Genomic DNA, 21,112 nt, shown 5'->3' with positions numbered 1-21,112 from the left:
GATGCGTCTGGCGGCAGGCGTGTCGTCGAGCGTCAGGTACGCCGCGGGTCGGCGACGATGCCCTGCTCCCTCGCCATGGCCATGGCCGCCTGGGGGCCCGTCCACAGCGAGGGCAGCAGCACCAGCGAGACCGGAATCGCGGTGATGACGATGAATTGCTGCAGCGCGCTGATCTGACCGGCTCCCATGTACAGCAGAATCGCCGCCATCAGCGCCATGGCGATGCCCCAGAAGGCCCGCACGAAGACGTTCGGCGCATCATGCCCGGCGCCGACCACCGAGATCGCGTAGCTCATGGAATCGCCGGTAGTGGCGACGAAGATGGTCGTCAGCACCAGGATCGCCAGCGCCATCAGCGATCCGCCCGGCAAGGCCTGGGCCACGGTCAGGGTGGCGACGTCGAACTGAAAGTCGTTGAGCGCCGAGGTGAGGTCGATGGCTCCGGTCAGCTGATAGTGGATCCCCGAGCCCCCCAGCAGGGTGAACCAGATCGTGGTGGCGATGGGCGCCATGACGGCCACGGCCAGGATCATCTGCCGGATGGTGCGGCCCCGGGAGATGCGCGCCACGAAAATCGCCATCAGCGGGCCGTAGCCGATGAACCAGGCGAAGAAGAACACCGTCCACCACTGCATCCACCAGGCCGGCGCGGTCTGGGTGGTCATGGTGGCCATGGGGAAGAACGCATTCAGATACTCGCCGAAGCCCTGGGTGAAGGCGTTGACCAGAAACCGGGTCGGGCCGAACAGGAAGATGACCGCCGCGATGACCAGCGCCAGGATCACGTTGAACCGGCTCAGCCACTGGATGCCGCGATGGACACCGGTCATGGCCGAACTCACGTAGACCGCGCCCAGGCCGATCAGGATCACCAGCTGGGTGCCATAGCCTTCCGGCAGCCCGAACAGCTCGTGCAGGCCGAAACTCACCTGGGTCGCCAGGAAGCCGATCGGCCCCACGGTGCCCGCCACCACGGCGATCACGCACAGGCCATCCACCACGCCGCCGAACCAGCCGTGCATCACGCGCTCGCCGAGCACCGGGGTCAGCAGGGTGCGTGGCTGCAGGGGAAGGCCGCGCACGTAGTGAGCATGGGCCAGGACCACGGCGGTCAGCGAGCCCAGCACCGCCCAGGCCAGAAAGCCCCAGTGCATGAAGGACTGCGCCAGGGCGCCGGCGATCGCCTCGGCGGTGCCGGCCTCGGTGTCGAAGGCCGGTGGCGTGACCACGAAGTGATAGACCGGCTCGCCCGCGGCGAAGAACACTCCTCCCCCGGCCAGCAGCGTGCACATGATGATCGACAGCCACTTGAAGGTGCTCATCTCGGGCGCGTCCAGGTTACCGACCTTGGCGCTGGCCGCCGGTGAAAAGACCAGCCCCATCGCCACCAGGAAGGTCAGCAGCAGCAGCCATTGGAAATAGCTGCCCAGCGTCCTGGCGGTCCAGGCGAAACCGGCGGCGATGCCGTCGGCCACCATGTTGACGTCATACAGCGACAGGGCGATGAAGCCCAGGATGAAGCCGATGCTGACGCCGAGCACGACCGGATCTCCCAGCCGCCTGACGGCGGAAGGCGTGGAACTCGTCGCGTGGGCTTGAGATTCACTCATGCAATGCTGTCGGCCGAAGTGGGCCGCTCTCTCCTTTGTGGTGTATCGAAACAGGGTATGTCGGCAGTCATGCCGAAAGCGCGATAGACGCCTTCTCAGCGAAGGACATGTATCGAAAAAGAGCTTGTGGAACGTTTGGCCCCGTCTTGGAGCGGTGGGGCTGTGGATAGCGTATCGCCGCCCGTGAAGACGTTGATGCCATATGGCGATGAACCGGGATGTCGACGGCCTTTCCGGTGAAGAGGCAATATCTCGGCGCCGACATGCGTTTGGCGGAAAGGCGGGGAGCGCTCATCGGAGCAAACGGGACAACAAGAAAAACCCCGAGCCTTTTGGGCTCGGGGTTTTCTCGGTATAAGTGCCTGACGATGACCTACTCTCGCATGGGAACTCCCACACTACCATCGGCGCTGAGCGGTTTCACTGCTGAGTTCGGCATGGGATCAGGTGGTTCCCGCACGCTATGGTCGTCAGGCGAAAAAGGCAATGCGAATCATGCTGACGAGATCGTCTCTCGCGTATCCGCCGTCGTCTGTTGTCAGTCACAGACCACTTGGGTGTTATATGGTCAAGCCTCACGGGCCATTAGTATCGGTTAGCTCAACGCCTTGCAGCGCTTCCACACCCGACCTATCAACCAGCTCGTCTCGCTGGGCCCTTCAGGAGGCTCGAGGCCTCGGGGAGATCTCATCTTGAAGGAGGCTTCCCGCTTAGATGCTTTCAGCGGTTATCCCGTCCGACCNGCATGTGTTAGGCCTGCCGCCAGCGTTCAATCTGAGCCATGATCAAACTCTTCAGTTAAAAGCTTGATAGTTCCTAAGGTGGAACCAAACCTGGTTCAAGATTCAAACGTCTCTTTGACGAGTCGCTTGTCTTGATATCTAGTGACTGGTCACCGACATCCCGACAAGCGCCCACATGAATTATCTGATCGATTGTTAAAGAGCAGCTCGACTCAATAAGGAGAAGAGCACCTTGCGTTACCGGCCGCCTGGCCAATGCCTCGCAAGGAAGGCGTATTCTACGTGATCGGCGCGTCGTGTCAACCGGGGATCTTCAAGCTCTCGAGAGAGCGAAGCGGATGACCGAGCGCTCGTCTTCAGCGAGTGAAGCGAGGTCCGATCGAGCCCTCAGCGGGCTACCGTAGCGAGTGGCGAGCATTTTACCGATTCCGCTGACCCTGTCAATCGAGCGATTTCGACATCCGTCGAAAAACCTCAAGAAAAACAAGCGCTTCTGCCACTCATCACCGCCTGCAACGTTGCCCGTCGCCGGCAGCGGATGCGTACTTTACGGATTTCCCGAGGGCGACGCAAGGACTATTTGCCGAATCGTGACGAGGGGATGAACAAGGCGTGACATTCACCTGCACCGGCACCCGCAGAAAGCCATCCACACCCGCCTGCCCACTCGACCGCCTGTGGATAATTAAGGCCCGGCGCCCAGAGACAACAACGCCCGCACGAGGCGGGCGTCATGGCCGGCAAGGATAACGCGATTCAGCCCTTGGCGCCGCTCTTCATCTTGCGCAGCAGAGCACATACCGGGCCGGAAGCGACATAGGCGCCGAACAGCAGCAGCAGCATCACCGACGGCTCGATGGAGATGACCACGAAACCGAGCACGATCGCCAGCAGCACCACGAAGGGCACCGGCCCCTTGAGGTCGACGTCCTTGAAGCTGTAGTAGCGAACGTTACTGACCATCAGCACGCCGGCGGCACCGACCAGGAACAGCATCAGCAGCTTGAAGCCGAAGGCATCGGCATCGAAGCTGTGGAAGGTCCAGACGCTGGCGGCGACCACTGCCGCGGCGGAGGGGCTCGGCAGGCCGATGAACCAGCGTTTGTCGACGCTGCCGATCTGCACGTTGAAGCGTGCCAGGCGCAGGGCGGCACAGGCCACATAGAGGAAGGCCACCACCCAACCGGTCTTGCCCACGTCCTGCAGGATCCAGGTGAAGGCCACGAGCCCGGGCGCCACGCCGAAGGACAGCATGTCGGACAGCGAGTCGAACTCGGCGCCGAAGGCGCTCTGGGTATTGGTCAGGCGCGCCACCCGCCCGTCCAGGCCGTCAAGCACCATGGCGATGAAGATGGCGATGGAAGCCGAGGTGAAATCGCCGTTGATGGCGGCCACCACGGCGAAGAAGCCGGAGAACAGCGCCGAGGTGGTGAACAGGTTGGGCAGCAGGTAGATCCCCTTGCGGCGGACCTTCTTGCCATCCTCCAACGCCTCCTCGACCACTTCCGACTCACGCAGGAAGGTCTTGGCCAGATCATCGTCGTCGTGTGGCGGCGGGGTCTGAGGCTCGCGATTGCTGGGGTCCTGACTCATGGTGTCATCCGTTGCGACTGGGGTTGGCTCCATTCTACACATAGAGCCCGGCGGGACTCATTGCCCATGAACGCAAACGAGGGCGCGGTTTCCCGCGCCCTCGCTTCGGCTGCTATCGATGACGCCCGATCAGTTCTTGGACTTGTCGACCAGCTGGTTGGCGGCGATCCACGGCATCATGCCGCGCAGCTTCTCGCCGACCTGCTCGATCGGATGCTCGGCGTTCAGACGGCGACGCGCGGTCATCGACGGGTAGTTGGTCTCACCCTCGTTGATGAACATCTTGGCATACTCGCCGGTCTGGATGCGCTTGAGAGCGTTGCGCATGGCTTCGCGGGACTGGTCGTTGATGACCTCACCGCCGGTGACGTACTCGCCATACTCCGCGTTGTTGGAGATGGAGTAGTTCATGTTGGCGATGCCGCCCTCGTACATCAGGTCGACGATCAGCTTGAGCTCGTGCAGGCACTCGAAGTAGGCCATTTCCGGGGCATAGCCTGCCTCGGTCAGGGTCTCGAAGCCAGCCTTGACCAGCTCGACCGCACCGCCACACAGCACCGCCTGCTCGCCGAACAGGTCGGTCTCGGTCTCGTCGCGGAAGGTGGTCTCGATGATGCCGGTACGGCCGCCGCCGACGCCCGCCGCGTAGGACAGCGCGAGTTCCTTGGCGCTGCCGGTGGCGTCCTGATGGATGGCGATCAGGTCGGGGATACCGCCGCCCTTGACGAACTCGGAGCGCACGGTGTGGCCCGGGGCCTTCGGCGCGATCATGATCACGTCGAGGTCGGCGCGCGGCACGATCTGGTTGTAGTGGATGTTGAAGCCGTGAGCGAAGGCCAGGGTCGCGCCCTGCTTCAGGTTCGGCTCGATCTGCTGCTCGTAGATGGCCTTCTGATTCTCGTCCGGCGCCAGCACCATCACCACGTCGGCGGCCCTGGAGGCCTCTTCGACGGAAGCGACCTTGAGACCGGCGGCCTCGGCCTTGGCGGCGGAGGAGGAACCTTCACGCAGCGCGACGACGACGTCGACACCGGACTCCTTCAGGTTGTTGGCGTGAGCGTGACCCTGGGAGCCATAACCCACGATGGCCACCTGCTTGCCCTGGATGAGGGAGAGATCGCAGTCCTTGTCGTAATAAACGCGCATGTGAGGCTCCTGAAAACGAGTATGAGAAAGAGGTGTCAGCGTTGATGGCCACCCGCGCCGTCTTGTCGCGGCGCTGGGCGTCAGGCCCCGGGTCTGCGTGCCCGGTCGATGCATCGACTCTACGCCAGGCACTTCATTGCGTAAAACGCTATATTTGCAATGTCATATCCCGAAATGTGAAATACTCAGCCCATGGACATGCGCCCCCTGAAGCACTTCCTCGCCCTGGCCGACACCCTGCACTTCGGCCGTGCCAGCGAGGCCTGCCACGTCAGTCCCTCCACCCTCTCGCGGTCGATCCGCCAGCTGGAGGAAAGCCTCGGCGTGCGCCTCTTCGAGCGCGACAACCGCCACGTGACGCTGACCCGCCAGGGCCATCAGTTCCACGACTATGCCCGGGACGCCCTGGAGGAATGGGAACGGCTGCGCCAGTCGATGATGAGCGAGGCCCAGGCGCTGACGGGGGAAATCAGCATCTACTGCTCGGTGACCGCCAGCTACAGCTTCCTCTACGACCTGCTCAGCGAGTTCCGCACCCGCCACCCGGGCATCGAGCTCAAGCTGCACACCGGCGACCCCGCCCAGTCGATGCCAAGAGTACTGGCCGGCAACGAGGACATGGCGATCACCCTGAGGCCGCGTCGACTGCCCGAGGCCCTGGCCTTCAAGTCGCTGACCCGCTCGCCGCTGGTGTTCATCGCCCCGAGGGAGCCTCAGTCATGGATCCCGGCCTCACCGGAGGCGTCCCGCCCCGAGCAGTGGCGGGACGTGCCGATGATCCTCTCGGAATCGGGGCTGTCGCGGGAGGTCAGCGACACCTGGTTCCGGGCGCTGGGCCTCAAGCCGCGCATCTACGCCCAGGTCTCGGGCCACGAGGCCATCGTCAGCATGGTCAGCCTGGGCTTCGGCGTCGGCGTGGTGCCGGGCATCGTGCTGGAGGCGAGCCCGCTGGCCGAGCGAGTCCGGGTGCTGCCGGTGAAGCCGGAGCTGCCCCACTACGACGTCGGACTGTGCGTACTCAACCGCCGGCTGAAGAGCCCGCTGATCCACGCCCTGTGGGCCGAGGTCGAGGAGCACGGCTGACGCTCCTTCCAGACACGAGAAAGCCGCCCCGTAGGGCGGCTTCTTCGATCGGGCGGATCAGCTCGAAATTACAGCGACAGGACCTTGTCGCCACGGGCGATCCCCGACACCCCCGTGCGCGCCACCTCGAGCAGCCCCACCGGGGACATCGCCTCGAGGAAGGCGTCCAGCTTGCTGGCGTCGCCGGTGATCTGGACGGTGTACTGGCTCGGCGTCACGTCGACGATCTGCGCGCGGAAGATGTCCACGGTGCGCTTCACCTCGTCCCGCGCCGCGCCCAGCGCCTTCACCTTGACCAGCATCAGCTCGCGCTCGATGTGGCTGCCCTCGGTCAGGTCCACCAGCTTGACCACGTCCACCAGCTTGTTGAGATGCTTGGTGATCTGCTCGATCACTCGATCGTCGCCGATGGTGGTCACGGTCAGACGCGACAGCGTCTCGTCGTCGGTGGGGGCCACGTTGAGAGTTTCGATGTTGAAGTTGCGCTGGGAAAACAGCCCCACCACGCGAGACAGGGCGCCCGGTTCGTTTTCCATCAGAATCGAGATGATATGGCGCATCAGGTCCGCTCCGTCTTGGAAAGCAGCATGTCACGCATGGAGCCCAGAGGCACCTGCATCGGATAGACGTGCTCGTGGGGGTCCACGGCGACGTCGAGGAACACCAGCTCGTCGTTGTCGGCGAAGGTCTTCTCCAACGCCGACTCGAGTTCCTCTTTCGTCTGCACCTTCAGGGCGGTGAAGCCATAGGACTCGATCAGTTTCTGGAAATCGGGCAGCGACTCCATGTAGGAATGCGCATGGCGGGACTTGTAGTTCAGGTCCTGCCACTGGCGCACCATGCCGAGCGAGGCATTGTTGAGGTTGATGATCTTCACCCCGCCACCGAACTGCTTACAGGTGGAGAGCTCCTGCATCATCATCTGGAAGCTGCCCTCACCGGTGAAGCAGACCACCTGCTCGTCGGGGAAGTTCTGCTTGATGCCCATGGCCGCCGGGAAGCCGAAGCCCATGGTGCCGAGCCCGCCGGAGGTGACGAAGCGGTTGGGCTTGTCGAACTTGTAGTACTGGGCGGCGAACATCTGGTGCTGCCCCACGTCGGTGGTCACGTAGGCCTGGCCGCGGGTCGCGCGGCACACCGCCTCGATGACTTCCTGGGGCTTGAGCACCTCGCCCTCGGCGGACGGCTCGTAGAGCTTGCCGCGGCGCTCCTCGCGCCAGCCGTCGATGGTCTGCCACCACTCGGTGAGCGCCTCGGGGCTGGCGATCTCGCGGCCCTGCAGCAGGCTGATCATCTCGTTGATCACGCTGCCGGCCGGTCCCACGATCGGCACGTCGGCACGCACCGTCTTGGAGATCGAGCTCGGATCGATGTCGACGTGGACGATCTTGGCCGTGGGGCAGAACTTGGAGGTGTTGTTGGTCACCCGGTCGTCGAAGCGCGCCCCGATGGCGATGATCAGGTCGGCGTGGTGCATGGCCATGTTGGACTCGTAGGAGCCGTGCATGCCCAGCCAGCCGAGGCACTGGTCATCGCTCTGCGGGAAGGCGCCGATGCCCATCAGGGTGGTGGTGATCGGGAAGCCGAGTCGCTTGACCAGATCGGTCAGCCCCTCGCTGGCCTCGCCGGTCACCACCCCGCCGCCGGTGTAGAAGACCGGCCGGCGCGCCTTGAGCATCAGCTCCACGGCCTTCTTGATCTGGCCGGTATGGCCGCGCGTCACCGGGTTGTAGGAGCGCAGCTTGACCTTCTTCGGATAGACGTACTCGTAGCGCTCGGTGGGGGCGGTCATGTCCTTGGGAATGTCCACCACCACCGGGCCGGGCCGCCCGGTGGACGCCAGATAGAAGGCCTTCTTGAGGACTTCCGGAATCTCGCTCGGGTGCTTGACCGAGAAGCTGTGCTTCACGATCGGCCGGGTCACGCCGACGATGTCGGTTTCCTGGAAGGCGTCGTCGCCGATCAGGTGGCTCATCACCTGGCCGCACAGCACCACCATGGGAATCGAGTCCATGTAGGCGGTGGCGATGCCGGTCACCGCGTTGGTGGCGCCGGGACCGGAGGTGACCAGCACCACGCCCGGCTTGCCGGAGGCCCGGGCATAGCCGTCGGCGGCGTGGGTCGCGGCCTGTTCGTGGCGCACCAGGATGTGCTTGACCTTGTCCTGGCGGAACAGGGCGTCATAGATGTGTAGCGCAGCGCCGCCGGGATAGCCGTAGATGTATTCGACGCCCTCGTCTTGCAGGAAGCGGGCGATCATGTCCGCGCCGGAAAGCAGTTCCACTGATGTTTCTCCCCTGGAGGTCTCGAGTGCGATCCGCGCCCTCGTCGGGCACGGGGTCGAGTGCGGCGGTATGCCGCTGCCGGTCTCGCCGGCACCTGATGCCAAACCCTGGCGTATTGAGGCCCGGTTAGGGCCAGCACTCTAATCACGGCGGATCACCGCGTCGGGGCGTTGGCCAGGCCGGGCGGTTAGCCCGGACCCGGAAGTCCTTCGGCGGGTAGAGGCCAGGCGGCCTACCCTTCGCACGGAAATCGGGGGTCGCCCGCTGGAGTCCGCGCCCGATAATCAGGAAGGGTCAAGATTCCAATAGCGTCCGAAAAGTGTCAACCGCCGCCCGCACCGGCAGGCGCCGATCGGCGCATTTCGGCGTTTCCGCGCCCCGCTCTCGCCATCGTTTAAGACGAAAGTCTAAAATGACCGACTCGCGACCGTCTGGCGTTGCTGCTTTAATGACGCCAGCTGACACGATTCACCTTTCTCGAGCGCCCTTCCGTTTCCTCGTCACGCCGACGAGGCGACGCCCGCAAGATGAATCGATTCATCCACATTCAGAACACCGCCTCACCGAGGAGACGCCCATGTCACGCATCGTGCAGTGGTCCATCACCGTGGCCCTGGCCGGCTTCCTGTTCGGCTTCGACACCGCGGTCATCTCGGGCGCCGACCAGCCCATCCAGGCGCTCTGGGGGCTCAGCGACCTCCAGCACGGCCTGCTGATCATGTCCATGGCCCTGTGGGGCACCGTGATCGGCGCCATCGGCGGCAACTGGCCGACCGACCGCCTGGGCCGCCGCGCCACCCTGCTGCTGATCGGCATGCTCTACCTGGTGTCCGCGATCGGCTCGGCGCTGGCCACCGATCCCTACTGGTTCTCGCTGTTCCGCCTGCTGGGCGGCATCGGCGTCGGCATCTCCTCGGTGGCCGCCCCGACCTACATCTCCGAGATCGCCCCGGCCAAGCACCGCGGCACCCTGGTCGCGCTGTACCAGTTCAACGTGGTGTTCGGCATCCTGATGGCCTTCATCTCCAACTACGTGGTGGGTGGGCTGTTCGAGACCAACGCCTGGCGCTGGATGCTCGGCATCGAGATCGTGCCGGCGCTGCTCTACACCCTGCTGATCAGCCGGGTGCCGCGCAGCCCGCGCTGGCTGATCCTGCATCGCGGCGACACCCAGGGCGCCCGCGAGGTGCTGCTGCGCCTCGATCCCGCCGCCGACGTCGACGCCCAGATCGCCGAGATCCAGGCCGCCGAGGACAGCGAGGAGCGCGCCCACGCCGGCTTCTTCTCCGGCCGCTACCGGCTGCCGATCCTGCTGGCCTTCCTGATCGCCTTCTTCAACCAGCTCTCGGGCATCAACTTCATCATCTACTATGCCCCGCGGGTGCTCGAGGCCGCCGAGCTCGGCGCCAACACCGCCCTGCTCTCCACCGCCGGCATCGGCCTGGTCAACCTGGTGTTCACCATGCTCGGCATGGCGCTGATCGATCGCCTGGGGCGCCGCACCCTGCTCTACATCGGCTCGGCCGGCTATCTGGTCTCGCTGGTGCTGATCTCGCGCGCCTTCTTCAGCGGCGAGCTCGGCGGGCTGGACGTGCCGCTGCTGCTGGGCCTGTTCATCGCCGCCCACGCCATGAGCCAGGGGGCGATCATCTGGGTGTTCATCTCCGAGGTGTTCCCCAACCACGTGCGCGCCCGCGGCCAGTCGTTCGGCAGCTCGGTGCACTGGGTGTGCGCGGCGCTGATCGCGCTGCTGATGCCGTGGGTGCTCGGCACCTTCAGCGGCGGCCCGGTGTTCGCCTTCTTCGCCGTGATGATGGCCCTGCAGCTGGTGTTCGTGATGTTCCTGATGCCGGAGACCAAGGGCGTCTCCCTCGAGGAGCTGCAGAAGCGCCTGGTGCGCGAGCCGCAGGGCAAGCGCGAGGCCTCGAGCGCCGCCCCCCAGCGCGCCTGACGCGAGGCTGCCGCCGAGCAGGCGGCCCGGCAAAAGAAAACCGCCCGCGCCTTTCGGCGCGGGCGGTCTCGTTTCAGGGCGTGTAACGCCTCAGCTCTGGAACACCAGGCGGTCGCCCTCGGCCTCGACGCGAATGACATCGCCGGGCGAGAACGCCCCGGCCAGCAGGTCCTGGGCCAGCGGATTCTCGAGGCGGTTCTGGATCGCCCGCTTCAGCGGCCGCGCGCCGAACACCGGATCGAAGCCGACCTCGGCCAGCTGCGCCATGGCCGCGTCGGAGACCTCGAGCGACAGGTCGTGCTCGGCCAGCCGCCCGCGCAGGCGCTCGAGCTGGATGGCGGCGATGGCCTGGATCTGCTCCTGACGCAGGGCGTGGAACACCACCACCTCGTCGATGCGGTTGATCAGCTCGGGGCGGAAGTGGGTGCCGACCACGTCCATCACCGCGGACTTCATCTGCGCGTAGCCGCTGTCGTCGCCGCCCATGCCCTGGATGATCTCGGAGCCGAGGTTGGAGGTCATCACGATCACGGTGTTGCGGAAGTCCACCGTGCGGCCCTGGCCGTCGGTCAGGCGACCGTCCTCGAGCACCTGCAGCAGGATGTTGAAGACGTCGGCGTGGGCCTTCTCGACCTCGTCGAGCAGCAGCACCGAGTAGGGCTTGCGGCGCACCGCCTCGGTCAGGTAGCCGCCCTCCTCGTAGCCGACGTAGCCGGGGGGCGCGCCGATCAGCCGGGCCACGGAGTGCTTCTCCATGAACTCGGACATGTCGATGCGCACCATGGCTTCCTCGGTGTCGAACAGGAAACCGGCCAGCGACTTGCACAGCTCGGTCTTGCCCACCCCGGTCGGGCCGAGGAACAGGAAGGAGCCGTTGGGGCGGTTCGGGTCGGCGAGCCCGGCCCGGGAGCGGCGCACGGCGTTGGCCACCGCAGTCACCGCCTCGTCCTGGCCGATGACCCGCTCGTGCAGCGCCTCCTCCATGCGCAGCAGCTTGTCGCGCTCGCCCTCGAGCATCTTGGACACCGGAATGCCGGTCCAGCGCGACACCACCTCGGCGATCTCCTCCTCGGTGACGTTGGAGCGCAGCAGCTGGTGCTTGGCGGTATCGGCCTCGGCGTCACTGGACTCGGCGATCTTCTGCTCGAGCTCGGGAATCACCCCGTACTGCAGCTCGGACATCCGCCCCAGGTCGCCCTGGCGGCGCGCCTGCTCGAGGTCGATACGGGCCTTGTCGAGCTCGTCCTTGAACTGGGCCGCGCCCTGGATGCTGGCCTTCTCGGCCTTCCAGATCTCATCGAGATCGGCGTACTCGCGCTCGAGCTCCTCGATCTGCTCCTCGAGGCTGTCGAGGCGCTTCTTGGAGGCCTCGTCGGTCTCCCTCTTGAGGTGTTCACGCTCCATCTTGAGCTGGATCAGCCGGCGGTCGAGGCGGTCCATCTCCTCGGGCTTGGAGTCGAGCTCCATGCGGATCCGCGAGCAGGCCTCATCGATCAGGTCGATGGCCTTGTCCGGCAGCTGGCGGTCGGTGATGTAGCGGGTCGACAGCTTGGCCGCGGCGATGATGGCGCCGTCGGTGATATCGACGCCGTGGTGCACCTCGTAGCGCTCCTTGAGGCCGCGCAGGATAGCCACGGTGTCTTCCTCGCTCGGCTCGTCGACCAGCACCTTCTGGAAGCGGCGCTCCAGGGCGGCATCCTTCTCGATGTGCTGACGGTACTCGTCGAGGGTGGTGGCGCCCACGCAGTGCAGCTCGCCGCGCGCCAGCGCCGGCTTGAGCATGTTGCCGGCGTCCATGGCGCCCTCGGCCTTACCGGCACCGACCATGGTGTGCAGCTCGTCGATGAACAGGATGATCCGGCCCTCCTCCTGGGCCAGCTCCTTGAGCACCGCCTTGAGGCGCTCCTCGAACTCGCCGCGGAACTTGGCCCCGGCCAGGAGCGCGCCCATGTCCAGCGACAGCACGCGCTTGTCCTTGAGGCCCTCGGGCACCTCGCCGTCGACGATGCGCTGGGCCAGGCCCTCGACGATGGCGGTCTTGCCGACGCCGGGCTCGCCGATCAGCACCGGGTTGTTCTTGGTCCGGCGCTGCAGCACCTGCACGGTGCGGCGGATCTCGTCGTCGCGGCCGATCACCGGGTCGAGCTTGCCGCTGGACGCCCGCTCGGTGAGGTCCAGGGTGTACTTCTCCAGCGCCTCGCGGCTCTCCTCGGCGTTGGGATCACTGACCTTCTCGCCGCCGCGCACGCTGTCGATGGCGGTCTCCAGCGCCTTGCGGCTCACACCCGCCTGGCCAAGCAGCTTGCTCACCGCATGGCGCATCTCCAGCGCGGCCAGCAGCACCAGCTCGCTGGCGATGTACTGGTCGCCGCGCTTCTGGGCCTCGCGGTCGGTGAGGTTGAACAGCTTCATCAGGTCGCGGGACGGCTGCACCTCACCGTCGAAATCGCCGACCTTGGGCAGGTCGTCGAGATGGCCGACCAGGCCGTCGCGCAGCCTGGCGGCGTCGCCGCCGGCCTTCTGCACCAGCGCCTTGACGCCAGTATCGCTGGCATCGAGCAGCGCCAGCAGCAGGTGGCCGGGCTCGAGCTGGTTATGACCGTGGCCCACGGCCAGCGACTGGGCATCGGCCACGGCGTTCTGCAGCTTGGCGGTGAACTTGTCGATTCGCATAGCGTTTCCTCCGTCGGGGTAGCGGCGCGATTCGGACGCGCCGCCTGTCCCAATGTCATGAGTCTTGACATCTTAAGTGGCGTCAGGATGGCCGGCTTTCAAGTCGGCCGCCGGAGGAAACGCCGGAGGGTTGATATGCATCAAGGAGCGAGGCGCTCTCGCCGCGGGTAACTCAGCGCAGCCAGATCATGCTGGCCATGCGGCCGGTGACGCCGTCGTCACGGCGGTAGGAATAGAAACGGGATTCGCAGGCGGTGCAGAAGTGGCCGCCGCTGATATGGGACAGTCCCAGCCGTTCCAGGCGCAGGCGCGCCAGCTTGTACAGGTCGGCCATGTAGTGGCCCAACCGATAGGGGCTCGGCACGAAGGCCTCGGCGGCATCGGGCTGCACGGCGACGAAGGCCTCGCGCACCTCGCGCCCGACCTCAAACTGGGCGTTGGAGATCGCCGGCCCCAGCCAGGCCATCAGCGACTCGGGCGGCGCGCCCATGGCGGCCACCGTGGCCTCGAGCACGCCGCCGGCCAGGCCGCGCCAGCCGGCGTGGGCCACGCCGACCCGCTGGCCGTCGCGGTCGCAGAAGAACACCGGCAGGCAGTCGGCGGTCAGCACCACGCAGGCATGACCACGGTCGAGGGCCACCGAGGCATCGGCCTCGGGCGGGGTCTCGAGGTATTCCGACTGCACCCGGGCGCCGTGGGCCTGATCGAGCCACAGCAGCGGCCGGTCGTCGCCGACTTCCTTCTGCAGCTGGCGGCGGCACAGTGCCACGTGGGCAGCGTTGTCGCCGACGTGCTGCGCCGGATTGAAGGCGGCGAAGCGCCCTTGACTGGGCCCGGTCTCGCGGGTAGTAACGCAGGCCGCCACCGAGGGCGGCGCCGGCCAGTCGGGGCGAATCAGGGTCGGGCGCAGGTCGAGGGCATCGCTCATCGCGGTTTCCTTAGCGGCGGGTCTCGCGGTCTTCGCGCAGGAAGTCCAGCAGCATCAGCATGTCATCCGGCAGGGCCGCGCGAAAGGTCAGCGTCTCGCCGCTGGTCGGGTGCACGAAGGCCAGCTTGCGGGCGTGCAGCGCCTGGCGGGGGAACTCGCGCAGTACCTCCTTGAGCGTCTCGCCGGCGCCGGCCGGCAGCTTGAGGCGCCCGCCGTAGACCGGGTCGCCGATCAGCGGATAGTGCAGGTGCGCCAGGTGCACGCGGATCTGGTGGGTGCGGCCGGTCTCCAGCTTGCAGCGCACGTGGGTGTGGGCGCGGAAACGCTCGACCACCCGATAGTGCGTCACCGCCGGCTTGCCGGAGGCGGTCACCGCCTGGCGCTTGCGGTCCTTGGGGTGACGGCCGATGGCCGCGTCCACCTTGCCGCCGGAGGTCATTACCCCGACCGAGACGGCGTCGTACTCGCGGGACACGGTACGCGCCTGGAGCTGCTCCACCAGCGCGGTCTGGGCGCCCAGGGTCTTGGCCACCACCATCAGCCCGCTGGTGTCCTTGTCCAGGCGATGCACGATGCCGGCCCGCGGCACCGCCGCCAGCGCGGGACAGTGATGCAGCAGGCCGTTGAGCAGGGTGCCATCGGGATTGCCGGCGGCCGGGTGCACCACCAGGCCGGGCGACTTGTTGATCACCAGCACCTCGTCGTCCTCGTACACCACGTCCAGCGGGATGTCCTCGGGCTCGAAGCGGGCATCGTCCTCGACCGTCGCGGTCAGCGCCACGGCCTCGCCGCCGTAGACCTTGTCGCGAGGCTTGGCGGGACGGCCGTCCAGGGTCAGCGCGCCCTCCTTGATCCAGGCCTTGAGGCGTTCCCGGGAGAAGTCGGAGAAGAGGTCGGCGGCGGCCTGGTCGAGGCGCAGGCCGGCCATGTGCTCGGGGACGCGGTGCTGGGCTTCGAAGGTCTGGGACATGGACTCGATGATCATCCGTCTGGGCGGTGGAGCGCTCCGCGGCAGCACGCTCGGCGCGGTGACTGCGTTTTGCCACGAGGTGCTTTATAGTGGGCGAATTCGGGCCGATTCTAGCACGGCCACCCAGGGTTGTTTGACACGAGGATCACGATGCGCGTTATCACGACCGGACCCCGCCTGGCCGTCATGCTGCTGGCGAGTGCCCTGCTGGCCGGCTGTGCCAGTTCTCAGGAGCAGGAGGCGCCTGACCTGCAGGAACGCCAGCTGTACGACGAGGGACGCTCGGCGCTGGAGGGCGGACGCTTTACCACCGCCATCAACCGGCTCGAAGCCATCGACACCCGCTTCCCGTTCGGCGATACCGCCGAGCAGGCCCAGCTGGAACTGATCTACGCCTACTACCAGACCGACGACTGGGAGAAGGCGCGGGCCGCGGCCAGCCGTTTCATCCGCCTGCACCCGGACCATCCCCAAGTCGACTACGCCTACTACCTGCGCGGTCTCTCCGCCTGGCAGGCCGGGCGCTTCAGCCTCGAAGGGCTGCGGCTGATCGACATCTCCAAGCGCGACCTGGGCGCCACCCGCGACGCCTATTCCGACTTCCGCGAGCTGGTCCAGCGCTTCCCCGACAGCCAATATGCGCCGGATGCCCAGCAGCGCATCGTCTACCTGCGCAACGTGCTGGCCCGCCACGAGCTGCAGGTGGCCGACTTCTACCTGCGCAAGGGCGCCTACCTGGCGGCCGTCGAGCGTGGCCGCTGGGTCATCGAGCACTACCCCGAGGCGCAGGCCACCCGTGACGCCCTGGCGACCATGGTCGAGGGCTATCTGGGCCTCGACATGACCGAGCGGGCCCGCGAGACCCTGCGGGTGCTGATCGACAACGCCCCGGACCACGAGCGCCTCGACGGCCGCACCTTCGACCCGCAGTACGTCGACGCGGCCCCGATCACCGCCTGACCCGGGTAACGCTCCTCGCGGGCGATCAACCGACGACGAAAAGCGGCGCTGCCAATGGCAGCGCCGCTTTTTCATGTCACCTTCATGCGGGTCGCCGCCCTCGGGCGGCTCAGCTCACTCGCCGGGCTGCCAGCCGTTGACGATGGGATAGCGGCGGTCGCGGCCGAAGCCGCGACGGGTGACGCGCACGCCCACCGGCGCCTGGCGACGCTTGTACTCGCAGCGGTCGACCAGTTTCACCACCTGATAGACATCGTCGCGCTCGAAGCCGGCGTCGATGATCGCCTCGGCACTCATGTCGCCCTCGATGTAGCGCACCAGGATAGCGTCCAGGACGTCATAGTCCGGCAGCGAATCGCTGTCCTGCTGGTCCGGCGCCAGCTCGGCGGACGGCGGACGCTCGATGACCCGCTCGGGAATCGCCGGCGCCTGGGTGTTGCGCCACCGCGCCAGGCGGTAGACCCAGGTCTTGTAGACGTCCTTGATGGCGTTGTAGCCGCCCACCATGTCGCCGTAGAGGGTGGCGTAGCCGACCGCCATCTCGCTCTTGTTGCCGGTGGTCAGCACCATCAGGCCCTTCTTGTTGGAGATTGCCATCAGCAGCACGCCGCGGCAGCGCGACTGCAGGTTCTCCTCGGTGGTGTCGCGCTCGGTGCCGGCGAAACTCTCAGCCAGGGTCGACATGAAGGACTCGACCATCGGCTCGATCGGCATCACCTCGTAGTCGACGCCCAGCAGCTCGGCCTGCTCGGCGGCGTCCTGCTTGGAAATGTCGGCGGTATAGTGGTACGGCATCATCACCGCGTGCACCCGCTGCGGCCCCAGCGCGTCCACCGCGATGGCCAGCGACAGCGCCGAGTCGATGCCGCCGGACAGGCCCAGCACCACACCCTTGAAGCCGCTCTTGTTGACGTAGTCGCGCAGTCCGGTGACCAGCGCGCAGTAGAGGTCCTCCTCGGGCTCGACCGACTCGTCGACCTCCCCGGCCTGGGGCACCCAGCGCTCCTGCTCGCGCACGAACTGTACCGGCATCAGCCCCACCGCCCAGTGCGGCGCCTGAACGCGCAGCTGGCCGTCGGCGTCGACACAGGCCGAGCCGCCGTCGAACACCAGCTCGTCCTGGCCACCGATCTGGTTGACATAGACGATCGGCAGCGACGCCTCGCGGGCGCGCTGCTCGAGCAGCGCCAGACGCTCGGCGGGCTTGTCCTGATGGAAGGGCGAAGCGTTGAGGGTGACCAGGATCTCGGCCCCGGCGTCCCGTGCCTGCTGCACCGGCGCCTCGGCCCAGACATCCTCGCAGATCAGGATGCCGAGCCTGGCGCCCTTGTGCTCGATCACCAGCGGCCGGGTGCCGACCGCGAAGTAACGCTGCTCGTCGAACACCTGGTAGTTGGGCAGCGCCTGCTTGGCGTATTCGTCGAGCCACTCGCCGTTGTAGAGCACGCCGGCCAGGTTCCAGGTCTGCCCCTCGCGGCGCCCGGGATAGCCGACGATCACCATCACGTCACGGGACATCTTCTCGGCCATCCGTGCCCGGGCCTCGCGCAGCCGCGTTTCCATGGAAGGGCGCAGCAGCAGGTCCTCCGGCGGATAGCCAGTCAGGAACAGCTCGGGCAGCACCACGATATCGGCACCATGCTCGATGCGCGCCTCGCGAACCGTCTCGATGGCCCGGTCGGTGTTGCCGGGAATGTCCCCCACCAGGGGGTCCAGCTGAGCCATCACCAGCGTCAGGTCTTGCATGGGCGTAGAAATCTCTCGAGAATCCTTGGATACTCGCATTGTCCCGCAAGGGCGGTCGAGTGGCAAAGGCGGCCGACACGCTACAGGGAGCGCTTAAGGATGAACCTCTTGCTGATCCGCCTGATCATCTTCGCCGTGCTGTTCTTCGCCGGCCTCAAGCTCTATCGCATGTACCGCGAATGGAAACTCGACCGGGAAGACGCCGACCAGGCGAGCCATCAGGGCGGACAGATGGTCCGCTGCGCCTGGTGTCAGGTGCACCTGCCGGAAAACGACGCCCTGCGCGAGAAGGGCGAGTGGTTCTGCTCCACCGACCACCGCGACAAGTATCTGGAGGAGCGCCGGCGCGAGGACTGACGGCGCCGCCCTCCTCTCTTCGACCGCACCGCGCTCTTCGTTACCGCCTCGATGTCACCCGGCCTTCGAGACGGTACGGCACCGGATCGAGTATCGGCTCGCGCCCCAGCAGCGCGTCGACCAGCAGGTGCGTCGAGGCCGGCGCCAGCACCAGCCCGTTACGGTAGTGGCCGGCATTGACGTGGAGACCCTCCAGCCCCGGCACCGCGCCGATGAACGGCACGCCGTCCGGCGATCCCGGGCGCAGCCCCGCCCAGTGATGCTCCACCTCGCACTCGGCCAGCGCCGGCACGATGCCGATCGCCGACGCGCGCAACGAGGCCTTCGCCTCGGCGTCCGTGGTCTTGTCGAAACCGGTCTCCTCGAGGGTCGAGCCGGCCAGCACCCGGCCGTCGGCCCGCGGAATCACATAGCGTCCGTCCATCAGTGCCACGCGATTCACCAGCCCCGGCGGCGCCTCGAACAGGATCATCTGCCCCTTCACCGGGCGCACCGGCAGCGCCATCCAGACCCGCTCGAGCAGTTCCGCCGCCCAGGCGCCGCCGCAGACGATCGTGTGATCGCCCTCGACGATGCCGTCCGCGGTCTCGACGCCCGTGACCCGCGCCGCCGACTGCCGGAAGCCCGTGACCTCGCTGCCCTCTCGCAGCGTGACGCGAGGCATGGCCTCGAGCCGGCAGCGCAGCGCCTGGCCCAGGCGAGGATTGCGGATGCTGCCGAGGGTCGGCATCCACAGCGCATCATCGAAGCCCGGCGCAGCCTGTGGCTCCTTGGCATAGAGGAAATCGGCCGAGACCCGCTCCAGCGGTTTGCCCACCTCACGCGCCCAGCGCTCGGCCTGGGCCTCGTCATCGACCCGCAGGTAGAGCAGGCCCTTCTGACGATATTCCGGATCGACGCCGGTTTCCTCGAAGAGCCGCAGGGCCAGCTCGGGATAGAAGCCCTCCGACCAGGTGGCAAGGCGGGAGACGGGCGCCGAGTGGCGCCAGGGATAGAGCGGCGAGACGATGCCGCCACCGGCCCAGGAGGCCTCGCGGCCGCAGCGGCCGCGCTCGAGAAGGGTCACCGAATGGCCGGCATCGGCCAGTTGCAGGGTCGTCATCATGCCGATGACGCCACCGCCCACGACGAGGAAATCGCTCACGAGGCGTGTCCGAATTGACTGACAGTAGGAGTACGACGTCCGGCCAATAGTTAAGACGAGACCGCCAAGAAAGCCGAGACTTTGCCAAGGGGGACCACATGGCACCCGACGCCGCCGAAGAACGCTACCTTACCGACAAGCCGCGTAACTTGGCAAAGCCCGCCGCCAGGGGCTTCACGCTGATCGAGCTGCTGGTGGCGCTGGCGGTGCTGGTGATCATGGCCACCGTGGCCGTGCCCGGCTTTCAGCGGATGATGGCGCGAAATGAAGTGGCCGCCGAGGTGATGCGGCTAAAGTCAGCACTCGCCATGACGCGCAGCGCCGCCATTACCCGGCGCAGTACCGTGACCCTCTGCCCCACCGTCGACATGACCCAATGCCGGATCGACAACAACGCCGACGGAAAAGCCTGGCTGGCCACACTGGCCATCTTCGAAGGGCGCGGCGAACCCGGTGATGCTCTGCTGCGCAGCTTCGACGAGAGCCGCCTGCCGTCGCTGACCTACCGCAACGATAACCGTCCGGTGCGCTATGCGGCACTGGGCCGATCATCGGGGTATAACGGTACCTTTCGTCTCTGCGGGCGGCACGAAGAGGGCGCCAGGGTCATCGTCAATAACGTTGGTCGGGTTCGCGTCGATTCCCGGCGGCCTCAGTGCTGAGCTTGACGAATTAAAAAGTTATAAAAGCGATAAAAAATCGCCCCATGTGAATTCACCCAAAATGCTGCCTATCGCCAGTTCTCAACAACAAACCCACCTCTCACGCCAACACTTTCTTCATCTCCCTTCCAACCCACATAATCCGCTATTGCGTCAGAGCTGTAAAATATACTCGGATTCCCTCCTCCACCATAAGAGAACCCCTCACCCAAGACTGCACCCACTATGGTAGAGGTGCCACCGGAGGATATACTTCCTGCAATTCGATTGCCTTCATCATCGATAGCGGTCGAGATCACCACAAGACCCACGAACTTGTCTTTCCCATCCAGGTCCAAAACGCCACCCTCAAGAACAACCACCCCTTCATCACTCCCCGGAGAAACCGTCTCACCCGGCCCAGCATAGTAGACATAATCAGGCTTACCGCTCGACCTTGCGACCGACAAGGCATTGGCAATGTCTAAAGCGATTCTTTCCTCTGCCTTTTCCCATGTCTCACTCAGCCGGCCAACATAATTATCATAAGACGATGAAGAATAGATCTCGTCACCAACGACTGCGTTTTTATTACCATTCCCTTGCTGCTCACTTACCGTCCCGCCATTAGCCATAAGGATGGCCGCAACATCGCTTCCCTGCGGATTGACATCAGGCTGATGACTTCCTTGCGTCTTGCCATCCGTCACCCTATCCGTACCATCAACAGAAGGACCAGACTTCCCATTGCCCGGAGAAAAGGAGCACGGACGGCCCTCATATTGAACACAAGAAAGCGCTGCTTCCACACCTGAAATAATACCGTCGTCACCTTCTGTAACCTCAACGAGGACCAAATCACTTAATGCTGCCACCCCATCACCTATTCGGCCCATCGCGACAATATATCTATCTTCGCCGTCAACCACATACCGATAGTAACAATGTAAGGGCGCTTGGCATTCGCCATCACCCTTTTCTTTCACGTCGTCCCACCTCAGATCTGTAACATCAGAGGAAGAGAGACTAGAAAGGTTCACCCAGTCAGCACTACCAATAGACCTAAGACCTGCTGAAGCGGCTTGCTCCGCCCCCATTTTCGCCTGAGCCGCCGCCTTGTAATTACCTGCCAGCCGCTCGTCGATCAACGATGACTGCATGCTGGAAAGCCCCATCATCAGCGACACCGTCAGCAGCGAGAGAACGACAAGTAGAGCGGCGCCTTTTTCTCTTTTCATTTCCACACCTGGACGGATGTTGAGCGGCGTTCTGATATTCCGAT

General features: G+C 65.5%; 16 protein-coding genes, 1 rRNA gene and 1 other annotated feature. Of the genes, 5 read left to right on the top strand and 12 right to left on the bottom strand.

What is annotated here, in order from left to right; translation table 11 throughout:
* Positions 1-32 precede the first annotated feature (32 nt).
* From UN84_RS04295 to ilvC, 4 genes are all read right to left on the bottom strand, one after another.
* Positions 33-1,610, bottom strand: a complete 1,578-nt coding sequence (locus UN84_RS04295; RefSeq protein ID WP_046077823.1) for a BCCT family transporter — start codon at positions 1,608-1,610, stop codon at positions 33-35.
* A gap of 360 nt (positions 1,611-1,970) precedes the next feature.
* Positions 1,971-2,085: ribosomal RNA gene (gene rrf, locus UN84_RS04290) — 5S ribosomal RNA — on the bottom strand.
* A 102-nt stretch (positions 2,086-2,187) separates the two neighbouring features.
* Positions 2,188-2,429 (bottom strand) — a sequence feature (23S ribosomal RNA rRNA prediction is too short).
* A 680-nt stretch (positions 2,430-3,109) separates the two neighbouring features.
* Positions 3,110-3,946, bottom strand: a complete 837-nt coding sequence (pssA, locus tag UN84_RS04285) for a CDP-diacylglycerol--serine O-phosphatidyltransferase (protein WP_046077751.1) — start codon at positions 3,944-3,946, stop codon at positions 3,110-3,112.
* A gap of 129 nt (positions 3,947-4,075) precedes the next feature.
* The gene (gene ilvC / locus UN84_RS04280) at positions 4,076-5,092 is read right to left on the bottom strand and encodes a ketol-acid reductoisomerase (protein ID WP_035592846.1); all 1,017 of its coding nucleotides are present in this window, start codon (positions 5,090-5,092) and stop codon (positions 4,076-4,078) included.
* A gap of 192 nt (positions 5,093-5,284) precedes the next feature.
* Between ilvC and ilvY the strand changes: the two genes are divergently transcribed.
* Positions 5,285-6,175, top strand: a complete 891-nt coding sequence (ilvY, locus tag UN84_RS04275; RefSeq protein ID WP_046077752.1) for an HTH-type transcriptional activator IlvY — start codon at positions 5,285-5,287, stop codon at positions 6,173-6,175.
* 68 nt (positions 6,176-6,243) lie between these two features.
* Here the strand turns inward: ilvY and ilvN are convergent, their stop codons facing one another.
* Together ilvN and UN84_RS04265 are read right to left on the bottom strand one after the other, a co-directional pair.
* Complete coding sequence (ilvN, locus tag UN84_RS04270; RefSeq protein WP_035592844.1) at positions 6,244-6,735, bottom strand: acetolactate synthase small subunit; 492 nt, start codon at positions 6,733-6,735, stop codon at positions 6,244-6,246.
* Entirely contained in the window at positions 6,735-8,459 is a 1,725-nt protein-coding gene (locus UN84_RS04265) for an acetolactate synthase 3 large subunit (RefSeq protein ID WP_035592843.1), read from the bottom strand. Before UN84_RS04265 ends, ilvN begins: the two co-directional genes overlap by 1 nt.
* A 413-nt stretch (positions 8,460-8,872) precedes the next feature.
* Between UN84_RS04265 and UN84_RS04260 the strand changes: the two genes are divergently transcribed.
* Positions 8,873-10,411 carry a sugar porter family MFS transporter gene (locus tag UN84_RS04260; RefSeq protein ID WP_336885254.1) on the top strand — a complete coding sequence of 513 codons (1,539 nt, stop codon included), beginning with the start codon at positions 8,873-8,875 and terminating at the stop codon, positions 10,409-10,411.
* Positions 10,412-10,501: 90 nt separating this feature from the next.
* Here the strand turns inward: UN84_RS04260 and clpB are convergent, their stop codons facing one another.
* The 3 genes from clpB to rluD all read right to left on the bottom strand — a co-directional run bounded on the left by clpB (position 10,502) and on the right by rluD (position 14,982).
* Entirely contained in the window at positions 10,502-13,084 is a 2,583-nt protein-coding gene (gene clpB, locus UN84_RS04255) for an ATP-dependent chaperone ClpB (protein WP_046077754.1), read from the bottom strand.
* 172 nt (positions 13,085-13,256) lie between these two features.
* Entirely contained in the window at positions 13,257-14,012 is a 756-nt protein-coding gene (gene pgeF / locus UN84_RS04250; RefSeq protein ID WP_035592840.1) for a peptidoglycan editing factor PgeF, read from the bottom strand.
* A gap of 10 nt (positions 14,013-14,022) precedes the next feature.
* On the bottom strand, positions 14,023-14,982 hold the full coding sequence (gene rluD / locus UN84_RS04245) for a 23S rRNA pseudouridine(1911/1915/1917) synthase RluD (protein ID WP_046077814.1): 960 nt from the start codon (positions 14,980-14,982) through the stop codon (positions 14,023-14,025).
* A 150-nt stretch (positions 14,983-15,132) separates the two neighbouring features.
* Here rluD and UN84_RS04240 point away from each other — a divergent pair, with 150 nt between their 5' ends.
* The gene (locus UN84_RS04240; protein WP_035592839.1) at positions 15,133-15,942 is read left to right on the top strand and encodes an outer membrane protein assembly factor BamD; all 810 of its coding nucleotides are present in this window, start codon (positions 15,133-15,135) and stop codon (positions 15,940-15,942) included.
* A gap of 114 nt (positions 15,943-16,056) precedes the next feature.
* Here the strand turns inward: UN84_RS04240 and UN84_RS04235 are convergent, their stop codons facing one another.
* A complete protein-coding gene (locus UN84_RS04235; RefSeq protein WP_046077756.1) occupies positions 16,057-17,688 on the bottom strand; it encodes an NAD+ synthase in 1,632 nt (543 codons plus the stop codon).
* 99 nt (positions 17,689-17,787) lie between these two features.
* Here UN84_RS04235 and UN84_RS04230 point away from each other — a divergent pair, with 99 nt between their 5' ends.
* Positions 17,788-18,045 carry a PP0621 family protein gene (locus UN84_RS04230; protein ID WP_035592837.1) on the top strand — a complete coding sequence of 86 codons (258 nt, stop codon included), beginning with the start codon at positions 17,788-17,790 and terminating at the stop codon, positions 18,043-18,045.
* A 40-nt stretch (positions 18,046-18,085) separates the two neighbouring features.
* On the opposite strand, the gene thiO is transcribed toward UN84_RS04230, so the two are convergent.
* Positions 18,086-19,189, bottom strand: a complete 1,104-nt coding sequence (thiO, locus tag UN84_RS04225; protein ID WP_046077757.1) for a glycine oxidase ThiO — start codon at positions 19,187-19,189, stop codon at positions 18,086-18,088.
* Positions 19,190-19,287: 98 nt separating this feature from the next.
* Between thiO and UN84_RS04220 the strand changes: the two genes are divergently transcribed.
* The gene (locus UN84_RS04220; protein ID WP_052052324.1) at positions 19,288-19,851 is read left to right on the top strand and encodes a GspH/FimT family pseudopilin; all 564 of its coding nucleotides are present in this window, start codon (positions 19,288-19,290) and stop codon (positions 19,849-19,851) included.
* A gap of 68 nt (positions 19,852-19,919) precedes the next feature.
* On the opposite strand, the gene UN84_RS04215 is transcribed toward UN84_RS04220, so the two are convergent.
* On the bottom strand, positions 19,920-21,068 hold the full coding sequence (locus UN84_RS04215; protein WP_152662813.1) for a pilus assembly PilX N-terminal domain-containing protein: 1,149 nt from the start codon (positions 21,066-21,068) through the stop codon (positions 19,920-19,922).
* Positions 21,069-21,112 lie beyond the last annotated feature (44 nt).

The sequence above is a fragment of the Halomonas sp. HG01 genome (assembly GCF_000968715.2).
GTDB classification, from domain to species: Bacteria; Pseudomonadota; Gammaproteobacteria; order Pseudomonadales; family Halomonadaceae; genus Halomonas; species Halomonas halophila.
This window is presented reverse-complemented; position numbering and strand designations above follow the sequence as displayed.

Coding starts and splice junctions, on each gene's coding strand:
- UN84_RS04295 (WP_046077823.1), bottom strand. CDS start 1,610: ATGAGTGAATCTCAAGCCCACGCGACGAGTTCCACGCCTTCCGCCGTC.
- pssA (WP_046077751.1), bottom strand. CDS start 3,946: ATGAGTCAGGACCCCAGCAATCGCGAGCCTCAGACCCCGCCGCCACAC.
- ilvC (WP_035592846.1), bottom strand. CDS start 5,092: ATGCGCGTTTATTACGACAAGGACTGCGATCTCTCCCTCATCCAGGGC.
- ilvY (WP_046077752.1), top strand. CDS start 5,285: ATGGACATGCGCCCCCTGAAGCACTTCCTCGCCCTGGCCGACACCCTG.
- ilvN (WP_035592844.1), bottom strand. CDS start 6,735: ATGCGCCATATCATCTCGATTCTGATGGAAAACGAACCGGGCGCCCTG.
- UN84_RS04260 (WP_336885254.1), top strand. CDS start 8,873: ATGACCGACTCGCGACCGTCTGGCGTTGCTGCTTTAATGACGCCAGCT.
- clpB (WP_046077754.1), bottom strand. CDS start 13,084: ATGCGAATCGACAAGTTCACCGCCAAGCTGCAGAACGCCGTGGCCGAT.
- pgeF (WP_035592840.1), bottom strand. CDS start 14,012: ATGAGCGATGCCCTCGACCTGCGCCCGACCCTGATTCGCCCCGACTGG.
- rluD (WP_046077814.1), bottom strand. CDS start 14,982: ATGTCCCAGACCTTCGAAGCCCAGCACCGCGTCCCCGAGCACATGGCC.
- UN84_RS04240 (WP_035592839.1), top strand. CDS start 15,133: ATGCGCGTTATCACGACCGGACCCCGCCTGGCCGTCATGCTGCTGGCG.
- UN84_RS04235 (WP_046077756.1), bottom strand. CDS start 17,688: ATGCAAGACCTGACGCTGGTGATGGCTCAGCTGGACCCCCTGGTGGGG.
- UN84_RS04230 (WP_035592837.1), top strand. CDS start 17,788: ATGAACCTCTTGCTGATCCGCCTGATCATCTTCGCCGTGCTGTTCTTC.
- UN84_RS04220 (WP_052052324.1), top strand. CDS start 19,288: ATGGCACCCGACGCCGCCGAAGAACGCTACCTTACCGACAAGCCGCGT.
- UN84_RS04215 (WP_152662813.1), bottom strand. CDS start 21,068: ATGAAAAGAGAAAAAGGCGCCGCTCTACTTGTCGTTCTCTCGCTGCTG.